This window comes from Phycisphaeraceae bacterium (genome assembly GCA_019636555.1).
Lineage (GTDB): Bacteria > Planctomycetota > Phycisphaerae > Phycisphaerales > UBA1924 > JAFEBO01.
The window spans coordinates 2,230,260-2,246,786 of the sequence record JAHBXH010000001.1 but is presented as its reverse complement, the minus strand read 5'-3'; the positions used below and the strand labels follow the sequence as shown (position 1 = coordinate 2,246,786).

General features: G+C 60.5%; 13 protein-coding genes and 1 tRNA gene. 10 read left to right on the top strand and 4 right to left on the bottom strand.

Going from position 1 to position 16,527, the window contains the following annotated elements; genetic code table 11:
- Positions 1 to 6: 6 nt before the first annotated feature.
- The 3 genes from pgi to KF691_09355 form a co-directional block, all read right to left on the bottom strand.
- Positions 7 to 1,647, bottom strand: coding sequence for a glucose-6-phosphate isomerase (gene pgi / locus KF691_09365; protein MBX3389647.1), 1,641 nt, complete (start codon positions 1,645 to 1,647; stop codon positions 7 to 9).
- Between the two features lie 42 nt (positions 1,648 to 1,689).
- Positions 1,690 to 2,784, bottom strand: a complete 1,095-nt coding sequence (tal, locus tag KF691_09360) for a transaldolase (protein MBX3389646.1) — start codon at positions 2,782 to 2,784, stop codon at positions 1,690 to 1,692.
- A 109-nt stretch (positions 2,785 to 2,893) separates the two neighbouring features.
- A complete protein-coding gene (locus tag KF691_09355) occupies positions 2,894 to 3,490 on the bottom strand; it encodes a histidine phosphatase family protein (protein MBX3389645.1) in 597 nt (198 codons plus the stop codon).
- A gap of 221 nt (positions 3,491 to 3,711) precedes the next feature.
- On the opposite strand from KF691_09355, the gene KF691_09350 reads away from it, so the two are divergent.
- The 7 genes from KF691_09350 to KF691_09320 all read left to right on the top strand — a co-directional run bounded on the left by KF691_09350 (position 3,712) and on the right by KF691_09320 (position 13,803).
- Positions 3,712 to 4,836 (top strand): hypothetical protein, encoded by a 1,125-nt coding sequence (locus tag KF691_09350; GenBank protein MBX3389644.1) that lies wholly within the window; start codon positions 3,712 to 3,714, stop codon positions 4,834 to 4,836.
- Positions 4,833 to 6,776: an aldehyde dehydrogenase family protein gene (locus KF691_09345; protein ID MBX3389643.1), complete on the top strand. Its 1,944-nt coding sequence runs from the start codon at positions 4,833 to 4,835 to the stop codon at positions 6,774 to 6,776. The genes KF691_09350 and KF691_09345 overlap by 4 nt, the downstream gene beginning before the upstream one ends.
- Positions 6,777 to 6,808: 32 nt before the next feature.
- Positions 6,809 to 7,810 carry a hypothetical protein gene (locus KF691_09340; GenBank protein MBX3389642.1) on the top strand — a complete coding sequence of 334 codons (1,002 nt, stop codon included), beginning with the start codon at positions 6,809 to 6,811 and terminating at the stop codon, positions 7,808 to 7,810.
- Between the two features lie 6 nt (positions 7,811 to 7,816).
- The gene (locus tag KF691_09335) at positions 7,817 to 11,050 is read left to right on the top strand and encodes an AMP-binding protein (GenBank protein ID MBX3389641.1); all 3,234 of its coding nucleotides are present in this window, start codon (positions 7,817 to 7,819) and stop codon (positions 11,048 to 11,050) included.
- Between the two features lie 46 nt (positions 11,051 to 11,096).
- Positions 11,097 to 12,080 (top strand): glycosyltransferase, encoded by a 984-nt coding sequence (locus KF691_09330; GenBank protein MBX3389640.1) that lies wholly within the window; start codon positions 11,097 to 11,099, stop codon positions 12,078 to 12,080.
- A gap of 62 nt (positions 12,081 to 12,142) precedes the next feature.
- Positions 12,143 to 12,922, top strand: a complete 780-nt coding sequence (locus KF691_09325) for an FkbM family methyltransferase (GenBank protein ID MBX3389639.1) — start codon at positions 12,143 to 12,145, stop codon at positions 12,920 to 12,922.
- On the top strand, positions 12,919 to 13,803 hold the full coding sequence (locus tag KF691_09320; GenBank protein MBX3389638.1) for a glycosyltransferase: 885 nt from the start codon (positions 12,919 to 12,921) through the stop codon (positions 13,801 to 13,803). The genes KF691_09325 and KF691_09320 overlap by 4 nt, the downstream gene beginning before the upstream one ends.
- 12 nt (positions 13,804 to 13,815) lie before the next feature.
- Here the strand turns inward: KF691_09320 and KF691_09315 are convergent.
- Positions 13,816 to 13,887, bottom strand: a tRNA-Gly gene (locus KF691_09315).
- 55 nt (positions 13,888 to 13,942) lie between these two features.
- Here KF691_09315 and KF691_09310 point away from each other — a divergent pair.
- The 3 genes from KF691_09310 (at position 13,943) to KF691_09300 (ending at position 16,522) form a co-directional block, all read left to right on the top strand.
- Positions 13,943 to 14,860, top strand: coding sequence for an isocitrate lyase/phosphoenolpyruvate mutase family protein (locus KF691_09310; GenBank protein ID MBX3389637.1), 918 nt, complete (start codon positions 13,943 to 13,945; stop codon positions 14,858 to 14,860).
- A gap of 106 nt (positions 14,861 to 14,966) precedes the next feature.
- Positions 14,967 to 16,133: a citrate synthase gene (locus tag KF691_09305; GenBank protein ID MBX3389636.1), complete on the top strand. Its 1,167-nt coding sequence runs from the start codon at positions 14,967 to 14,969 to the stop codon at positions 16,131 to 16,133.
- Between the two features lie 74 nt (positions 16,134 to 16,207).
- Positions 16,208 to 16,522 (top strand): hypothetical protein, encoded by a 315-nt coding sequence (locus KF691_09300; GenBank protein ID MBX3389635.1) that lies wholly within the window; start codon positions 16,208 to 16,210, stop codon positions 16,520 to 16,522.
- The last annotated feature ends 5 nt before the right edge of the window (positions 16,523 to 16,527 follow it).

The following is a 16,527-nucleotide window of genomic DNA, read 5'->3' as shown; positions in this document are numbered from 1 at the left end:
GCCTCCCTATTTGCCCGAGCGAGCGGCCCGGTAGCGGCGGATCAGATTCGACGTGGAACTGTCGTGCGCCAGGTTGGGTTCGGCTGGCGCCTCGAGCTCGGGGATGATCTTCTGGGCGAGAGCCTTGCCGAGCTCGACGCCCCATTGATCGAAACTGTCGATGTTCCAGATCGCGCCCTGAACGAAGACGCTGTGTTCATAGAGCGCGACGAGCGCGCCGAGAACCGCCGGCGTCAGCCGATCGGCAAAGATCATGTTGGAAGGACGGTTTCCTTCGAAGACGCGGTGGGGGACAAGCGACTCGGGCGTTCCTTCTTTGCGGACCTCGTCGGCGGTTTTGCCGAACGCGAGTGCTTCGGCTTGAGCCAGCACGTTGGCGATCAGCATGTCGTGGTGGCGACCGAGGGGCGTCAACGCGTGATTGAACGCAATAAAGTCGCAGGGGATGAGGCGCGTGCCCTGGTGGATCAACTGGTAGAACGAGTGCTGGCCGTTGGTTCCCGGTTCGCCCCAATAGATGGCGCCGGTCGCGTAGTCGACGGTTTTGCCGCTGAGGGTCACATGCTTGCCGTTGCTCTCCATGGTGAGCTGCTGGAGATAAGCCGGGAAGCGTTTCAAGTACTGCTCGTAGGGGAGGACCGCGATCGTCTCGGCCTTGAAGAAATCCGAGTACCAGAGGGCAAGAAGGCCCATGATGACGGGGAGATTCTTCTGGAAGGGAGATGTCCGGAAGTGCTCATCCATCTTGTGGAAACCGTCGAGCATTTGGCGGAAACCGTCGGGACCGACGGCGAGCATGGTCGAGAGGCCGATGGCGGAGTCCATCGAATAGCGGCCGCCGACCCAATCCCAGAACTCGAACATGTTGGCGGTGTCGATGCCGAACTCGGCGACTTTCTTGGCGTTGGTCGAGACGGCGACAAAGTGCTTGGCGACCGCCGTTGCGTCACCGCCGAGACCCTTGAGCAGCCAGTCCCGTGCGCTCTGCGCGTTGGTCATGGTCTCGAGCGTGGTGAACGTTTTCGAGGAAACAATAAAGAGCGTTTCACTCGGATCGAGATCGTGCGTCGCTTCGACGAAGTCGATTCCATCGACATTGGACACAAACCGGAATGTCATATCTCGCCGCGTGTAATGGCGGAGCGCTTCGTAGGCCATGACGGGCCCGAGATCCGAGCCGCCGATACCGATGTTGACGACGTTCCGTATCGCTTTGCCGGTGTGTCCTTTCCAATCGCCCTTGCGGACGCGATCGCAGAACGAAGACATTTTGTCGAGAACCGCATGGACTTCGGGCACGACGTTCTCGCCATCAACGGTGATCGTGGTGCCGCGGGGCGCGCGCAGCGCCGTGTGGAGCACCGCACGATTCTCGGTGATGTTGATCTTGTCGCCGCGGAACATCGCGTCGATCTTCGCGCGCAAGCCCGCTTCCTCGGCGAGCTTGATGAGGAGCCCGAGTGTTTGCTCCGTGATTCGGTTCTTTGAATAGTCGAGGAACAGCCCGCCGCCTTCGACCGTCAGTTTCGTGCCGCGCTGCGGGTCCTGTGAGAACAACTGACGAAGGTGCGCTTCGCGCACTTTGCTGTAGTGATCGCCGAGTGCACGCCACGAGGGTAACGACGTCAAGTCTTTCGATTCCGGCATCGAATACTCCAAAGAAATGGCAAAGTCGCTGGCGTGACCGATTCAGGCGACGCCGGCCGGGGCCTTTGCGCCGCGAACCTTTTCCGAAAGGCCCGAGAGCAGCGACTCCCAACTCTTCACGAACGATGCAGCGCCGTCGGTCTGCAGTTTTGCCGCGAGTTGATCGAGATCGACTCCCGCCTTGGTGAATCCGGCGAGCTGTGTTTCGCCGGTGCCGCCGTCTGCCGGGAGGAGTTCACCGACTTCGCCGTGATCGGCAAACGCTTTGAGTGTGCCTTCGGGCATGGTGTTGACGGTGAAGGGTGAGGCGAGGCCCTTGATATAGAGAATATCGGAGGCCTTGGGGTCCTTCGTACCGGTGCTGGCCCAGAGGAGGCGCTGGGGGCGCGCCCCGAAGTTGTACATGCGTTGCCAGGCCTGTGAATTCAGCAGATCGCGATACGCCTTATAGATTCGAAGTCCCATCGCGAGGCCGAGCTTATTCGTCAGCTCGGCCGGCACTTTCCCGGCGATCGCGCCGTCCCAACGGCTGATGAAAACCGAGGCAACCGATTCAACGCGCGGATTGAGACCCGCGTTGATGCGGCGCTCGATGCCGCGTTGATAGGCCTGTGCCGCGGCAACATACTGCTCGCGCGAAAAGAGCAGCGTCACGTTCACCGGAACACCGGCGGAGATCGCTTCCTCGATGGCCGGCAACCCTTCCTTTGTTCCGGGAATTTTGATGTAGAGATTCGGGCGATTGGCCTTGGCGTGAAGCGACTTTGCCGCGGCGATGGTCGCGGCGGTATCGAAAGCGAGCTTCGGCGAGACCTCGAGCGAGACGAAACCATCGAGCCCGTTGGTTTTGTCGTAGATCGGGCGGAAGAGGTCTGCGGCGGCGGTCAGGTCTTCGATCGCGATGTCGAAGAAGAGAGGCTCGTCGGTTTTGCCCTCGCGGACTTTTCGCTGGATCGAGTCGTCGTAGAGCGAGCTGTTCTTGAAAGCGTGCTCAAAGATGGTGGGGTTGGACGTGAGGCCGGTGACCGACCATTCGTTGATGTACTTCGCGAGCGTGCCGCTCTTGAGCAGATCGCGCGTGATGTTGTCGAGCCAGAGGCTCTGGCCGATGTCTCTGAGTTTGGCGGTGGCGTTCATGAAAAACCTCCGTGTTTGAATTCGCCTGCAAGAGCGTACCGCGCCCGGTGCCGCGGGGCTTTTCTTCTCATCCGACGCCGGAACTGGGCGGGGCGTTCGTGAAAATGGGTTACTTTGGGACATGATGGCGGTCATTCCAGAGGGAGATGGCCGGTTCCTGCAAGTTGTGTTCGTAGCTGAGGATGCTGACGCTCGCCGTGCCCAGAAGCAGGTGTCCGCCGCCCGGATAGATCGGGACTTGGAGCCAGCGGGATGCCAGCGCGCGGAGAAAGTGGCCGCTGGAAAAGAGGAGCACGCGGCCGCCGATTTTCCTGGTCTTGGCGACGACGCGATCGGCGCGGGCGGCGATCGCCGAGGGGCTCTCGCCACCGGGGCATCCGTCGCGAAAGAGATTCCAATCGGGGTTCTGTTGCCGGATTTGAGCGCTCGTCAGGCCTTCATAATTGCCGTAGTCCCATTCCACGAGGTCGTGATTGACTTCGGCCATTCCACCAAAGCCGGCTAGTTTGCACGTTTTGAAGGCGCGCTGGAGCGGACTCACAAAGACTCTATCGAATCGCTGTCCCTGAAGACGTTCACCGATGGCCCGTGCCGCGGCTTCCCCTTGCGGCGTTAATGGCAGATCGGTCAATCCCGTGTGTTTTCCACTCTTGCTCCATTCGGTTTCGCCGTGGCGCGCGAGGACGACGGATGGGAATTCGCTCATGAAATGATCCTTGCGGAGAGCGGGCGTCCTGCGAGTGCGCGTCAGGCGGAGGAATTGACGCGCATGTTATCGTGCCGCGAGACTTGGGCGCTGCGATGACGGCGCGGGCGAAATCGAGTACTCTGACGCTGCGGCGTGTAGTGCGGGGGAGTGTGGGTGAGAGCGACTGCCAGAAGGGGTTGATCAGACCCTCGGACAGGAAGAAAGAGGCGAAAGCGGAGATGAAGAAAGTGATCGAATCGATCGTTCCGAGGGAAGCGAACGGAAGAGTGCGAGGACGGTTGCTTTTGGGGATATTCCCGGGAGAGGGCATTGGCCCGGAGGTGCTTCGAGCGGCACTCGAGGTTTTGGACGCGGTCGAGTCAGCAGCGGGTGTGAAAGTCGAACGCGTCGCGATACCGGAAGGCCCGTTTCGTTTCGACGGAAGTGGATTTCAAAACTTGCCCGATGAGGTCGCGTCATTCTGCCACGAGATTTTCGAGCGCGGAGGAGCTCTTTTGTGTGGACCGGGGGGCGGCCGGTTTGTCTATGAAATGCGGCGACAGTTTGACCTGTTTTGCAAAGTTGCACCGATCAGACCGGTTGCGGCGCTCGCGCAATCTGCGCGATTGAAGCCGCACGTCGTGCAGCATGCAGACATGTTGGTCGTGCGAGACAATGCCGGGGGCGTGTATCAGGGGCAATGGGAAGATCGAGTCGATCCGATCGGCGGGAGAGTTGCCGAGCATCGATTCAGTTATTGCCAGCATCAAGTCGAGAGGATCGTCGGGGTTGGATTGCGTCTCGCGGCGACTCGTCGCCGGAGGATGCATGTCATCGTGAAAGACGGGGGCGTGCCTTCGATTTCGAACTTGTGGCGTGATGTCACGATGCGTCTCGGGGCGGGGAGCGGCGTCGAGTGCTGCATGATGAACGCGGACTATGCGGCGTATCAGATGATTCAGCATCCTGGCGAGTTCGATGTCATCGTGACTCCGAATATGGTCGGGGACATTCTCGCGGATCTGGGCGCCGTGTTTCTCGGATCGCGCGGCATGTCGTACTCCGCGAATTTCGCCGCGGACGGGCGCGCGGTCTACCAAACCGGGCACGGCGGAGCAAAGGATCTCGCGAATACGGATCGAGCCAACCCGCTGGCACAGATCTTCTCGCTCGCGATGCTGCTTCGGGAGAGCTTCGGAATGGATGAGGAAGCGTCGCTTGTGGAGAGCGCGATCGATCGCGTGCTGGCGGACGGATGGCGGACTGATGATCTCGCCGAGGCCGGATGCCGCTGTATCGGCACGCGGGAGATGGGCGCGTTGGTGGCGCAGTCGGTTGTGGCGGGAGTCAAGGTGTCGGCATGAAACCGGCTCTGGTGCTTGTTGATTTTCAAGAAGACTTTCTGCACGCGGCGGGGCTCGAGCCAGCGGCGGGAAAGGTTGTTGATTCCGCGGCGAATTTGTTGCGAAGTTGTAGAGAGCGGAGGATTCCGGTCATTCATGTATGGACGACGGTCCAGCGGGAGCCGGATAGTCGCATGCCGCACTGGCGAGAGAAGGAGATTTGGAGATGCGTCGAAGGAACGCCCGGGCATAAGACGCCGCCGAGCCTCACGCCGATCGCCGGGGAAACGTTGATTCACAAGCGGTTCTTCAGCGGGTTCGGTTCCGAGGAACTCGATCGGCGACTTCGCGCGAATGGCTGCGACGCGATCGTTCTGGCGGGAGTGCACCTGCACGGATGCGTGCGGGCGACCGCGTTTGATGCCTACCAGCGCGGGTATCGCGTATTGATCGCCGAAGACGCTGTCGCGAGCGACGACCCGATTCACGCGGCGATTACGCGCTGCTATTTGGAGCGCCGGGCGGCCCGGTTCCTCTCCGTGGATCGAGTGCTCGAGAGAATCGGTGGAGAAGGGCGCGAGGATTCGAGATTCTCGCACTTTTCACCGGTTGATCGAACGCGTGAATTATGGAGTATCGGCATCGACGGCGCCGCGGCAGTTCGCGGAAAGGCGAGCGCGGCAAGGTGTGCATGGCGGCAGTGGAGACTTGAGGAGCCGACGAAGCGCGGCGCTCTGCTGCGGCGCTGGGCTTCGAAACTGCTCGGTGAGAGCCGGCCGCTCGCGGATTTGATCGTTCGCGATATCGGAAAGCCGATTGCGCAGGCTCGGGGGGAAATCCGAAGGAGCGCTGAGCTGCTCGAACTGGCCGCGGCAATGGCGGAACAGCCGCTTGGGAGCACGACGAGCGCGGAAACGCGATTTCGATATGAGCCGCTCGGGGTCGTCGGGATCATCACCCCGTACAACAACCCGGTCGGGATTCCTGCGGGAAAAATCGCCCCGGCGCTGGCATTCGGAAACACGGTGGTTTGGAAGCCGGCTCCTGCGGCGACGGCCATCTCGCATCGGGTGCTCGAGATCGCGCGCGAAGCGGGCATTCCCGATGGGGTGCTTGGTCTGTGCGCCGGAGATCACTCGACCGCTCTGCGTCTCGCCGAAGACGACGCGATCGACGGAGTGACGCTCTCCGGTTCTGCTCTTGCCGGTTACGCGATACAGGAAATCTGCGCGCGCCGTCGTGTGCCTTACCAGGGCGAATTGGGTGGGAACAACGCGTCGATCGTCTGGGAGGATGCGGAGTTGACAGCGGCGGCGGAAAAAATTGCCGAGGGCGCATTCGGCTTCGCGGGACAACGCTGCACGGCGAACCGGCGCGTCATTGTCGCCGAATCCTGCTTTGAAGCTTTTATTTCTGCCCTGAAAAAAGCGACCGCGCAACTGGTTTGGGGCGATCCGTCGAAACCCGAAACGGTCATCGGACCTCTGATCAGCGCGCGGAAGCGAAGCGAGACCGAACACTTGCTTCGCCGCGCGCGTGAGGACGGACTGGTCGCCTTGACTCCGCACCGGGAGCAGGCGGACTTTTCGCAACTGATGGATCAGGGATCGTTTTTTCCACCGACGATCGTATTTGCCGATCGCGAGTCTCATGAGATCGTGCAGGAGGAGAGCTTTGCGCCCATTCTCGTCGTGCAGCGAGCGACCGACTTCAATCATTCATTAGCATTGTGCAACGGTGTTCGCCAGGGATTGGTCGCAGCGGTGTTCTCGTCTTCACCGCGGTTGAAAGAACAATTCCTGCTGGAAGCGCGGGCGGGCGTGCTGAAGATTAATCGGGCAACAGCTGACGCCGATGCGGCCTCGCCACTGGGCGGGTGGAAAGCATCAGGAGTGGGGCCGGCGGAACACGGGCCGTCGGATCGGGAGTTCTATTGCCGCGTGCAGACGATTTATGGCTGATGTGAAGCGCGACGAAGAAAGGAGCGGCTGGAATGGCGAGCAGTGACGCAAAAAAGTTTGATGAACTCGACGCTCAGATGCGACCGTTGGCAAAGCGTCTGCACGAGAACCACATGGCCTGCTTGGGAATCCGGAACACCATGCGACTGGCTCTCGCGTACAACCAGGCCAAGTTCCAGCAGCAGGACGAATTGCGGCGGTCGCTCTATCAAGATCGGTGGAAGAAACTTATCGACGAGAACGGGCCGATCACCCGGAAGCCGGTCGAAATGAACGACGGCTGGGGACGGGATGATTCAAGGACACTCCCTCATCTCGACCGCGTTCTGGAGGATTCACGACGGATCATCTCGGAGCGATCGGGCACTCGTCGCTCCTCGCCCGGTGCGTATCGCAGCTATTTCCAGGATGTGTGGACGCCGGAAGACCTTGAGCGCTATCCGTCTTTTCTCGACTTTGCGACCTCGAGCGAATTGCTGTCTGTTGTTGGCGCGTATCTCGGATGTGTGCCGGCGCTGTCGACAACGCTGCCGTCCGGAATTCGCTTTGTGGAGTCGAACGCGGCCTTTGACGATCAGCCGGATAAGCCCCACGACAGCCAGCTCTACCACCTCGACTACTACTCGTTGCCCAATCTCTATGTGCTTGTACTGCTGGAGGACACGACCAGCGAGCACGGCCCATGGACTTTTCTGCCTCGCTCGATTTCACAAGAGGCGTCTTCAAAGCTGGGGAACTGGGGACCTGGACATGGCTATCGCTTCACCGACGAAGAGGTCTATTCGGTTGTCGATCGGCGTCATGCAATCGAATTCACGGGTGCGCGAGGCTCGGTCATGTTCATCGAATCGTCGGGATGCATGCACTTTGGGAGCAGGAATTCTGTCAAGCCTCGCTTCCAATTGATGCTCGGGTACACCGGCGTCTGCCGCACCGACTTCAGCGAACTCATCATGATGCCGAAGGTCTATCCGGTCCGAACGACCGACTCCACCCTGAGAAAGCTGGTGCTGGACAAGAACGCACTTCTTTGAAAAAACATGATCGAGCGGAATCCGGACAGCTCGTTGGAATGCGCTCCGCTTGCCGCGGAGACGTTTGTTTCGATCGAAGACGAGTCGGTTCCTTCATGCTTTGAACGTGTCGCTCGTTTGCAAGGTGCGAAGTGCGCCATCGGTTCGGGGAGTTGGAGGCCAACATATTCCGAGCTCAATGCCGCGGCGAATCGACTGGCGCATCACCTGATCGCTCGCCCCGGAGATCGCGGGGATCGTGTGGCGATCGTGGTGAGGCACGATGGTCCTCTGATCTCGGCGATGATCGGCGTCCTGAAAGCCGGGCGTGTCGCCGTTGTGCTGAATCCGACGGAGCCCGAATCTCGCCTTTCACGGTCACTGGACGATGCGCAGCCGGCGTTCATCATTGCGGATTCCGCAAATGAACGGCTTGCTGCGAGTTTGGCGAAGAAAATCCCGGTGATCAGGCTTGAATTCGCCGATGGTGAATCGGAAGAGAATCCGTCGCTGCCGATTTCGCCGCGCGATCTCGCGTTCCTGATCTATACCTCCGGATCAACCGGCCAGGCGAAGGCGGTTATGAAACCGCATCGGAGCGTCCTGCACAATGCTCGCCGGCTCGCGATCGGGCTGGAATTGAAGCCTGAAGATCGGAGTCTCTGGCTTGCTTCGCCGAGCGGTGGACAGGGCTTGGCGACGCTCTGGTCGGTCCTGTTGAGCGGAGGTGAGATCTGCCCCTTCCCGGTCATGGAACGGGGTGTGACCGGCTTGGCGGATTGGCTCGAAGACCACGGGATCACAATCTGGGTTTCGGCGGCCTCGATTTTTCGTCACTTCGTTCAGACGCTTGACGCGAACCGGAGGATCGAATGCGTGCGTGCGGTCCGCCTCGCCTCTGAGATCGCAAACTGGAATGATGTTGCATCGTGGCGCCGGCATTTCAGCACACACGGTTTCCTGTTGCATACCTATTCGTCATCAGAGACGGGCAACGTCACACAGTTCCGCGTTACCGGCGAGACGCCGCTTCGTGAAGGACGTCTGCCGATCGGCCGGGCAGCCGATGGTCTGGAAATCCTGTTGCTGCGGCGCGACAGCGAAGGAATCGCGCAAAGCGGCGAAGGAGAAATCGCGGTACGAAGCCGGTTCCTGTCGACGGGATACTGGCGCCGCGAAGACCTGACATCCGAGCGATTCGTCGGTGGCGACGGACCGGACGGTACCAGGACGTTTCGCACCGGCGATCTCGCACGGATGAACGAGCGCGGCGAGTTGATCATCGCCGGCCGTGCTGACAAGCGGGTAAAGGTGCATGGCTACCGCATCGAGATCTCCGAAGTCGAAGAGGCGTTATCGCGGGTGATCGGCATCCAAGGAGCGGTGGTGCGTGCGAGCTCCGAGAGTGCCGGGGAAACCCGTCTTCGCGCCTTCGTTTGCCGGCGCATCGGCGCAACGAACGGTGCCGAAGCTATCCGGAGCGAGCTTCGCGCAGCGCTTCCCGGGCACATGATCCCGTCGGAGATTGTGTTCCTTGAGCAGTTTCCGACGACGCCGCACGGGAAGATCGACGGTAAAGCGCTCGACGAGATGGAAGTGCAGATCGAAGAATCATCTGCACACATCCCACCCGCGAATGCAAGAGAAGCGATGATCGCAGAAATCTGGGAGTCGGTGCTGAAGCGCCCAAGAGTCGGGCGCGGCTCGAATTTCTTCGATCTTGGCGGAGACTCTCTGTCCGCCGCGGTGATTGCGGCGCGAATCGACGCGGCAATGGGGGTGCAGCTGGATTTGCGGGTGTTCATCGATCACCCGAGTCTGGGGAGCCTGGCGGAGGCTATCGAGCGGACTTCGAAAGCAGAAAAGAACCGAGCATTGATTGGACTCCAACACGAGTCGCGCGCGAACCCGCTTCCGCTCTCGTTTGGCCAGGAGCGGATGTGGCGGTTTTCGAGGCGGCCTGAAGACTCCGCAAGGTACACGGTCGCTTGTCGCTATCAGATACTCGGGCCACTTGACGTTGAAGCATTCCGTGAGAGCCTCTCTGCTGTCGCCAACCGACACGAGATTCTTCGAACGACATTCGAAGAGGTTCAAGGCAGGCCCGTTCAGCGAGTGCATCCGCATGCGCAGGTTGAAATTCCGGTGATCGACCTTTCGGCGGAACCAGGGGCTGCGGAGATTGCGACGCGGACCTTCCGCGAGCTGGTCGCAAGACCCTTCGATTTGACTCGGCTTCCGCTGCTGCGCATTGTGTTGTTGCGCTTCGGAGACCGGGAACACGGTCTGCTGCGCGTCAATCACCACATTGTGTCGGATTCGTGGTCGTGGGGCATTTTCTTTCGAGAAGTGGCGGCGACTTACGAGCTTCGATGCGGCGGCGGCTTGATACCTTCGTCGCCGGAAAAGAGTTTCCAGTACGCTGACTACGCCTCGTGGCAGCGTCGTCACTTGGACCGTCAGGCGTCCGCGTATCGCGAAACAGTGCAATGGTGGAGAACCCTACTCGCCGATCCCCCCGGGCGCTTGGAGCTCCCGCGGCGAGTGGGACGGTCAGCGGTTCAACCGGAAGACGGACTGATCTGGTGGGGACTGAGCCCGGACATTTCTCGTCGGTTGGAATCGCTCGCCCGTTCGCGAGATGCAACCTATTTCATGGTCCGTTTGTCGGCGTTCCTTTTGCAACTGGCCTGGGAAACTGAAACCCGGGACATCGTGGTGGGGACCTATGCAACGGGCCGGGCACGTCTGGAGACACAGCAAATATTCGGGTACTTTGCAAACCTGGCGACGTTGCGACTTCGGCTGACCCCGGACCGCCCGTTTTCGCACTGGCTTGGCGAAACCCAACGGTTGGTAAGCGAGGTTCAGGCGCGAAATGAAATTCCGTACGATGAGTTATGCGATGAATTGAGACGAGAAGGGATGAATCCACCCGAGGTGCAAGCGGTCTTCAGCCTTTCCGACCACAGGGCTCCATTGCGATTCAGGGATGTTGAGTTGAGATGGCTGGAGCGTCGGGTGGAAGCGATGCCGTGGGGGTTTAGTCTCGCATTCGACCCGCACAATGAATTGAGCGGTTGTTCGGTGATGTTCGATGCCAACAAACACGATCCTGCTTGGGTGCGGGGTTTCATTCGGCGATATGTTGAGTTGCTCGATTCAGTTTCTCAAGATCCGGAGGTCGTTTGCTGGCCGCATTCAAAGCTAGGAGTCATGGAGCAGGTAGACGCCCCTAGCGCTCGCGTTGCTCCTCGCTGACCGATCTGAACACTGTTCGTGGTTCCGCAAACCGAGATTCTGACCAATGACCGCAGACGAACTAACGCTTATCAGGGATGCGCCGCTGAGCGGGAACATCAAGCGCGTTCTGAAGCGACTTGCCCGACCTCTCGGTCTGAAACTCGGAGTCTATGGACAGCATCGCCCAATTCCGTTCCGTCCCGACCCGGAATTGCTTTCCGAGCAATCGAGCAAACAGAGTCTCGAGGCTGCGCTCATTGACCCGCCGCTGATTTCGGTCGTGACGCCCAGCTTCAACCAAGGACGTTGGCTCAGGGGCGCCATCGAGAGCGTGACCGGCCAGCGCTATCCGCGGCTGGAATACGTTGTCATCGACGGCGGCTCCACCGATAATTCAATCGACGTTCTGCGGTCAGCCGCGGGAATAACGCGCTGGATTTCCGAGCCGGACCGCGGGCAGGCCGACGGGATCAACAAGGGGTTTGCGCTGACCAGCGGCGAAATCATGGCGTGGCTCAATTCGGACGATCTCTTCTTGCCGGGCGCATTCCGCTATGTGGCGCGATGGTTTCGCGAGCATCCGGAAGTCGACGTGGTCTACGGCAATCGGATCATTATCGATACGAACGGCGACGAGGTGGGCAGATGGGTGCTTCCGCCGCACCGATCCGCGGCATATCTCTGGCGCCAGTACATCCCCCAGGAAACCCTATTCTGGCGCAGATCGCTTTGGAATCGGACGGGCGCACGCGTCAATACCGAATTCGACTTCTTGATCGACTGGGAGTTGATACTCCGATTTCATCACGCCGGTGCGAAGTTCTGCAGGCTGCCGCGCACGCTTGGAGCATTTCGAACGCACCCGCTTCAAAAGAGCGTCCGCGTCGCGCACTCGGTCGGAAAGCGCGAGGTGGATCGCCTCCGGGCGCCCCTCGACCGCACGCGCCGGCTTTGGTATCGGATCGACAACCTCGCGTATGTTCTCGAATCTGTGGCGCAATCCTGGGCGCGATCCTTTGCCGACCGAATCGCGAGGAAGAGAACGTAGAGTTTGTCACTCAAACGAATTGCCCGACCGGGATCGGAAGTGCCTACCACACGGAATCAAGAATGCCTGTTCGTAGAATGATCAGCGGCGCGCTGCACCGGGCCGCAAACCGAATCTGGGCACCCGCTGCTCCGAGCCAAGCGGCGGCCAGTCTCACCAGCCCAGAATTGGAGACCCGTGTTCGCGATGCCGCAAGCACTCTCCGGGCGCTCACGCTTGTTCGTGACCGCGGTCACCAGGTGAGCACAGTCGTCGATATTGGTGCATCGGATGGTCGGTGGTCGGCCGCTGCGAGGAGCGTGTTTCCGGGCGCGAATTATCTTCTCATCGAGGCGCAGGAACTGCATCGCAAATCTCTCGAGGCATATTGCGCCGGGCATCCGGGCGCCGAGTTCTGCATTTCCGCGGCGGGACCGCGTGCGGACGGGATGGTCTACTTTGAACCAAGCGGGGAATTCGCCGGCTCGGCGAGCGAACACCCGACCGACAAAGAGACAATCAAGATCCCCGTTACAAGCATTGATCACGAGCTAGCGAAACGTGCGTGGCAAGGACCATTCCTGCTTAAGCTCGACACGCACGGATTTGAGGTTCCGATACTCGAGGGCGCTCGTCGCACGCTCGAACAAACCGAGATTCTCGTGATCGAAACGTACAACTTTCGGTTGAGCGACAACGCGCTGATGTGGCATGAAATGGTCGCATTCCTCGACCGGCTTGGTTTCGGAGTGGTAGACTTTTCGGAGCCGCTCTGGAGAGTTTACGACCGCACGCTGTGGCAAATGGACCTGTTCTTTGTTCCCAAGCGGAGCGAAGAATTCAAATACGTGAATTACGCTTGACATCCGGCAACGAAACTCTGCCCAGCTTCGCTCTTGTCACGCCGTCTCTCAACTGCGGCAGATTCATCGAGCGCACCATCCGTTCCGTGCTCGACCAGAACTATCCCAATCTGCGCTATGCGGTCGTCGACGGCGGTTCGAGCGACAACACCGGGGATGTGCTCGCCCGCTGGAAGCACAAGATCGATCATGTCTTGATCGAACCGGATGGAGGTATGTACGACGCGCTCAACAAGGGATTTGCCAATATCGACGCGGACATAATGGGGTGGATTAACGCCGATGACCTGCTTCTGCCGGGTACGTTGCGGTTGGTCGGGAGTCTCTTCCGTCAATTCCCGGAAATGGAATGGCTCACGACGCTGTATCCCTGCGTCATCGACGAGCACGATGCGGTGGTCAAACTCAGCCCGCTCGCTCAGGTCAGCTCGGCAGGCATTCGTCGCGGGGACTATCTTCCGATCGCGGGTTGGTACGGATTTGGCTTTATCCAGCAGGAGGGAACTTTCTGGAGACGCAGCCTATGGCAGCGCGCCGGAGCTCGAGTCGATAGCTCGCTTTCCGCCGCCGGCGATTACGAGCTTTGGTGCCGCTTCGCTCCGCTGGCAGAGATTTGGGGCGTCGATGTCCCGTTGGCCGGATTCCGCTACCATCCGAATCAGAAGACGTCGCGCAACTTGGCGGAGTACAAGTCGGAAGCCCTGAGGATCACAAAGCGATCCGGCTATTCTCCGAGATTTCGCTGGTTGCACAACCTTCGAATTCTGGGAATTCGAGCTTGTCCGGGGCGAATCCGATATCTGCTCGACGAGCTTGGCCTGCGTTCTCGCGGTCCCGAGATCACTTATGACTGGTGGGGACGTCAGTGGCGCAAGCACTGAAGTCTGCGTCAAAGCGGGCGACCGGGATCGAACCGGCGACATTCAGCTTGGGAAGCTGACGTTCTACCGCTGAACTACGCCCGCGGCAGGCTCAGTATAGAACACGCGATCCGCCGGGGCGGATCAGTATCATCTCGCCATGAGCAACGGCTTCTACCAAGTTCTGGCCTCTCCCGGAGCCCGTCTGCGGGCCGCGATGGACCGGCAATGCATCGCGATCCCCGGTGCGTTCAACGCACTTTGTGCCAAGGCAATTGCGCGCCACGGATTCGAAGCCTGCTACATCTCCGGTGCCGCGACGAGCGTCTCGGCGGGCGTGCCCGATGTGGGGCTCTTGACGCTCGAACATTTCTGCCGCGAGATTCGCGAAGCCGCGGATGCCAGCCGCCTGCCCGTGCTCGCAGACGCCGATACCGGATTCGGGGAAGCCGAGATGGTGCGGCGGACGGTCATCGAGTACGCGCGAGCCGGTGCCGCCGGGCTGCACCTGGAGGACCAGAAGTTTCCCAAGCGCTGCGGCCACCTCGACGGCAAGGAACTTGTGCCGCTCGATCACATGGTGGAGAAAATCCAGTGGGCGGCCGCCGCGGCAGACCGCGTGACGACTGCGGTCGAAGCCGATTCGGGTTTCGTCGTATGCGCGCGAACCGATGCGAAGGGAGTGGAGGGGTTCGATGCCGCAGTGAAGCGTGCGAAGGCATACGTGCAGGCCGGCGCCGACATGATCTTTCCCGAAGGACTGACGAGCGAGAAGGAGTTTGCGGAATTCGCTCTCCAACTCCGCGCGACCTGCCCAAAGGCGTATCTGCTTGCGAACATGACCGAGTTCGGAAAGACGCCGATGATCCCGCTTTCGAAGTTCGGTGAGATGGGGTATTCGTGCGTGATCTTCCCAGTCAGCCTGCTCCGCATCGCGATGGGGGCGGTGGACCGCGCGCTCGAACAACTCAAGCACAGCGGATCGGTCGAGGCGATGCTCGGGCAGATGCAGACAAGGCAGCAGTTGTACGACCTTGTCGAGTACAAGCCGGGGGTGCCGTGGGAGTTTCACGCGTGATCCCGGTCAGCGTCCCCGCGGCATTTGCCGCAGAGGCGCGGCGAATGTGCGTCACCTATGCTCTGTTTCTCGCTCATAGCCGCTTTCTGCGCTAGGAAAGGTACCCATGTCCACAACCGCCGAAGCCGCGTTCGCCAAGGGTCTTGAAGGAATCATCGCCGGTGAGACCAACATCTGCTCGATCGAGCAGGGCGGCCTCTACTACCGGGGCTACGAGATCCACGATCTCGCCCAGAACGCGACGTTCGAGGAAGTGGCTCACGTTCTCCTGGTCGGGCATAAACCCTCCGCCGATGAACTCAAGAATTTCAAGGCCGACCTCGTCGCGGAGCGTGCGCTGCCGCTGCCTGTCGTCGAGTTCCTGAAGCAGTCGGGCCCGTGGCTCAAGGCCGGCACCGCCGTCCCAATGGATGTGCTCCGCACCGCCATCTCGATCCTCGGTCATCTCGACAAGGAATGCCAGGACAACTCCGCTGCGGCAAATCTTCGCAAGTCCAAGCGGTTGCTCGCAAAGACCCCGACCGTCATCGGACACATGCAGAACGTGATCGACGGCAAGCCGATCGTCGGCCAGGAACGGGGGGGCGATCCGTCGCTCGATCATGCCGCGAACCTGCTTTACATGATGACTGGTACGAAGCCTCCAGCCGAATACGCCCGCTGCATCGACGTCTCGCTGACTCTTTATGCCGAGCACGACTTCAACGCGAGCACGTTTACCTGCCGCGTGATCGCAGGGACGCTCAGCGATATGCACGGCGCGGTCTGCGGCGGGATCGCCGCCCTCAAGGGCCCATTGCACGGGGGCGCGAACGAGGCCGCGATGGAGATGCTCAAGGAAATCCGCGAGTTCACCGAAGCCGGTAAGGGCTCGGTTGAAGACTTCATGAAGAAGGCGTTCGCCGAGAAGCGCAAGCTCATGGGTTTCGGTCACCGCGTCTACAAAAACGGCGACCATCGGGCGCCGATCCTGGGCAAGCTCGGGCGCGAGATCGCGCGTTCGCAGGGGCCGAGCCAGCTCAAGTGGTTCGAGATCGGCGACGAAGTCCAGAAGATCATGCTCCGCGACAAGAACATCCATCCGAACGTGGATTTTCCTTGCGGCATGACGTATTTCGTCATGGGTATCCCCGTGCCGCAGTACACGCCGATCTTCGTCGCGGCCCGCGTCAGCGGCTGGTGCGCTCACATCATGGAACAGCACGCGAACAACCGCCTGATCCGCCCCCTCAGCCAGTACACCGGACCGGGCGTTCGGAAGTGGAACGGGTAAACCTTTCGACGGCTCGATTCGCGGCGCGGCCGGGCTCCTGACGGGCGGCAGGATCTCGCGTATCCTCTCCGGTCATGCTCGAACGCTCTCGCAGTTGGCTCCAAGGAATCCGGCTCAAGGCGCTCGCCGTGGTCATGGCGACGGTTCTTGCCGCGATCGGCGTCATCGCATGGAGCACGCTGCCTGCCTGGCCGGTGATCGGCGTGGGTGTCGCCATTGTCGCGGTCGCTCTCAATCACGTCGCCGTCCGACTCCATGAGCCCATGTGCTGGAGCTGCGGCCATTCGATGAAGTCGCAGCCCATCGGCCAGCACGGGAGCATCTGCCCTTCGTGCGGGGCCGTGAATCAGCCCCTGCTCACCAGCGACGAGGAAGCGCGCAACGTCTGAATGAT

What these genes read in the sequence shown, in the direction of transcription:
- tal (MBX3389646.1), bottom strand. Translation starts at nt 2,784, where the DNA reads ATGAACGCCACCGCCAAACTCAGAGACATCGGCCAGAGCCTCTGGCTC.
- KF691_09355 (MBX3389645.1), bottom strand. Translation starts at nt 3,490, where the DNA reads ATGAGCGAATTCCCATCCGTCGTCCTCGCGCGCCACGGCGAAACCGAA.
- KF691_09310 (MBX3389637.1), top strand. Translation starts at nt 13,943, where the DNA reads ATGAGCAACGGCTTCTACCAAGTTCTGGCCTCTCCCGGAGCCCGTCTG.
- KF691_09305 (MBX3389636.1), top strand. Translation starts at nt 14,967, where the DNA reads ATGTCCACAACCGCCGAAGCCGCGTTCGCCAAGGGTCTTGAAGGAATC.
- KF691_09325 (MBX3389639.1), top strand. Translation starts at nt 12,143, where the DNA reads ATGCCTGTTCGTAGAATGATCAGCGGCGCGCTGCACCGGGCCGCAAAC.
- KF691_09330 (MBX3389640.1), top strand. Translation starts at nt 11,097, where the DNA reads ATGACCGCAGACGAACTAACGCTTATCAGGGATGCGCCGCTGAGCGGG.
- KF691_09345 (MBX3389643.1), top strand. Translation starts at nt 4,833, where the DNA reads ATGAAACCGGCTCTGGTGCTTGTTGATTTTCAAGAAGACTTTCTGCAC.
- KF691_09335 (MBX3389641.1), top strand. Translation starts at nt 7,817, where the DNA reads ATGATCGAGCGGAATCCGGACAGCTCGTTGGAATGCGCTCCGCTTGCC.
- pgi (MBX3389647.1), bottom strand. Translation starts at nt 1,647, where the DNA reads ATGCCGGAATCGAAAGACTTGACGTCGTTACCCTCGTGGCGTGCACTC.
- KF691_09350 (MBX3389644.1), top strand. Translation starts at nt 3,712, where the DNA reads ATGAAGAAAGTGATCGAATCGATCGTTCCGAGGGAAGCGAACGGAAGA.
- KF691_09300 (MBX3389635.1), top strand. Translation starts at nt 16,208, where the DNA reads ATGCTCGAACGCTCTCGCAGTTGGCTCCAAGGAATCCGGCTCAAGGCG.
- KF691_09340 (MBX3389642.1), top strand. Translation starts at nt 6,809, where the DNA reads ATGGCGAGCAGTGACGCAAAAAAGTTTGATGAACTCGACGCTCAGATG.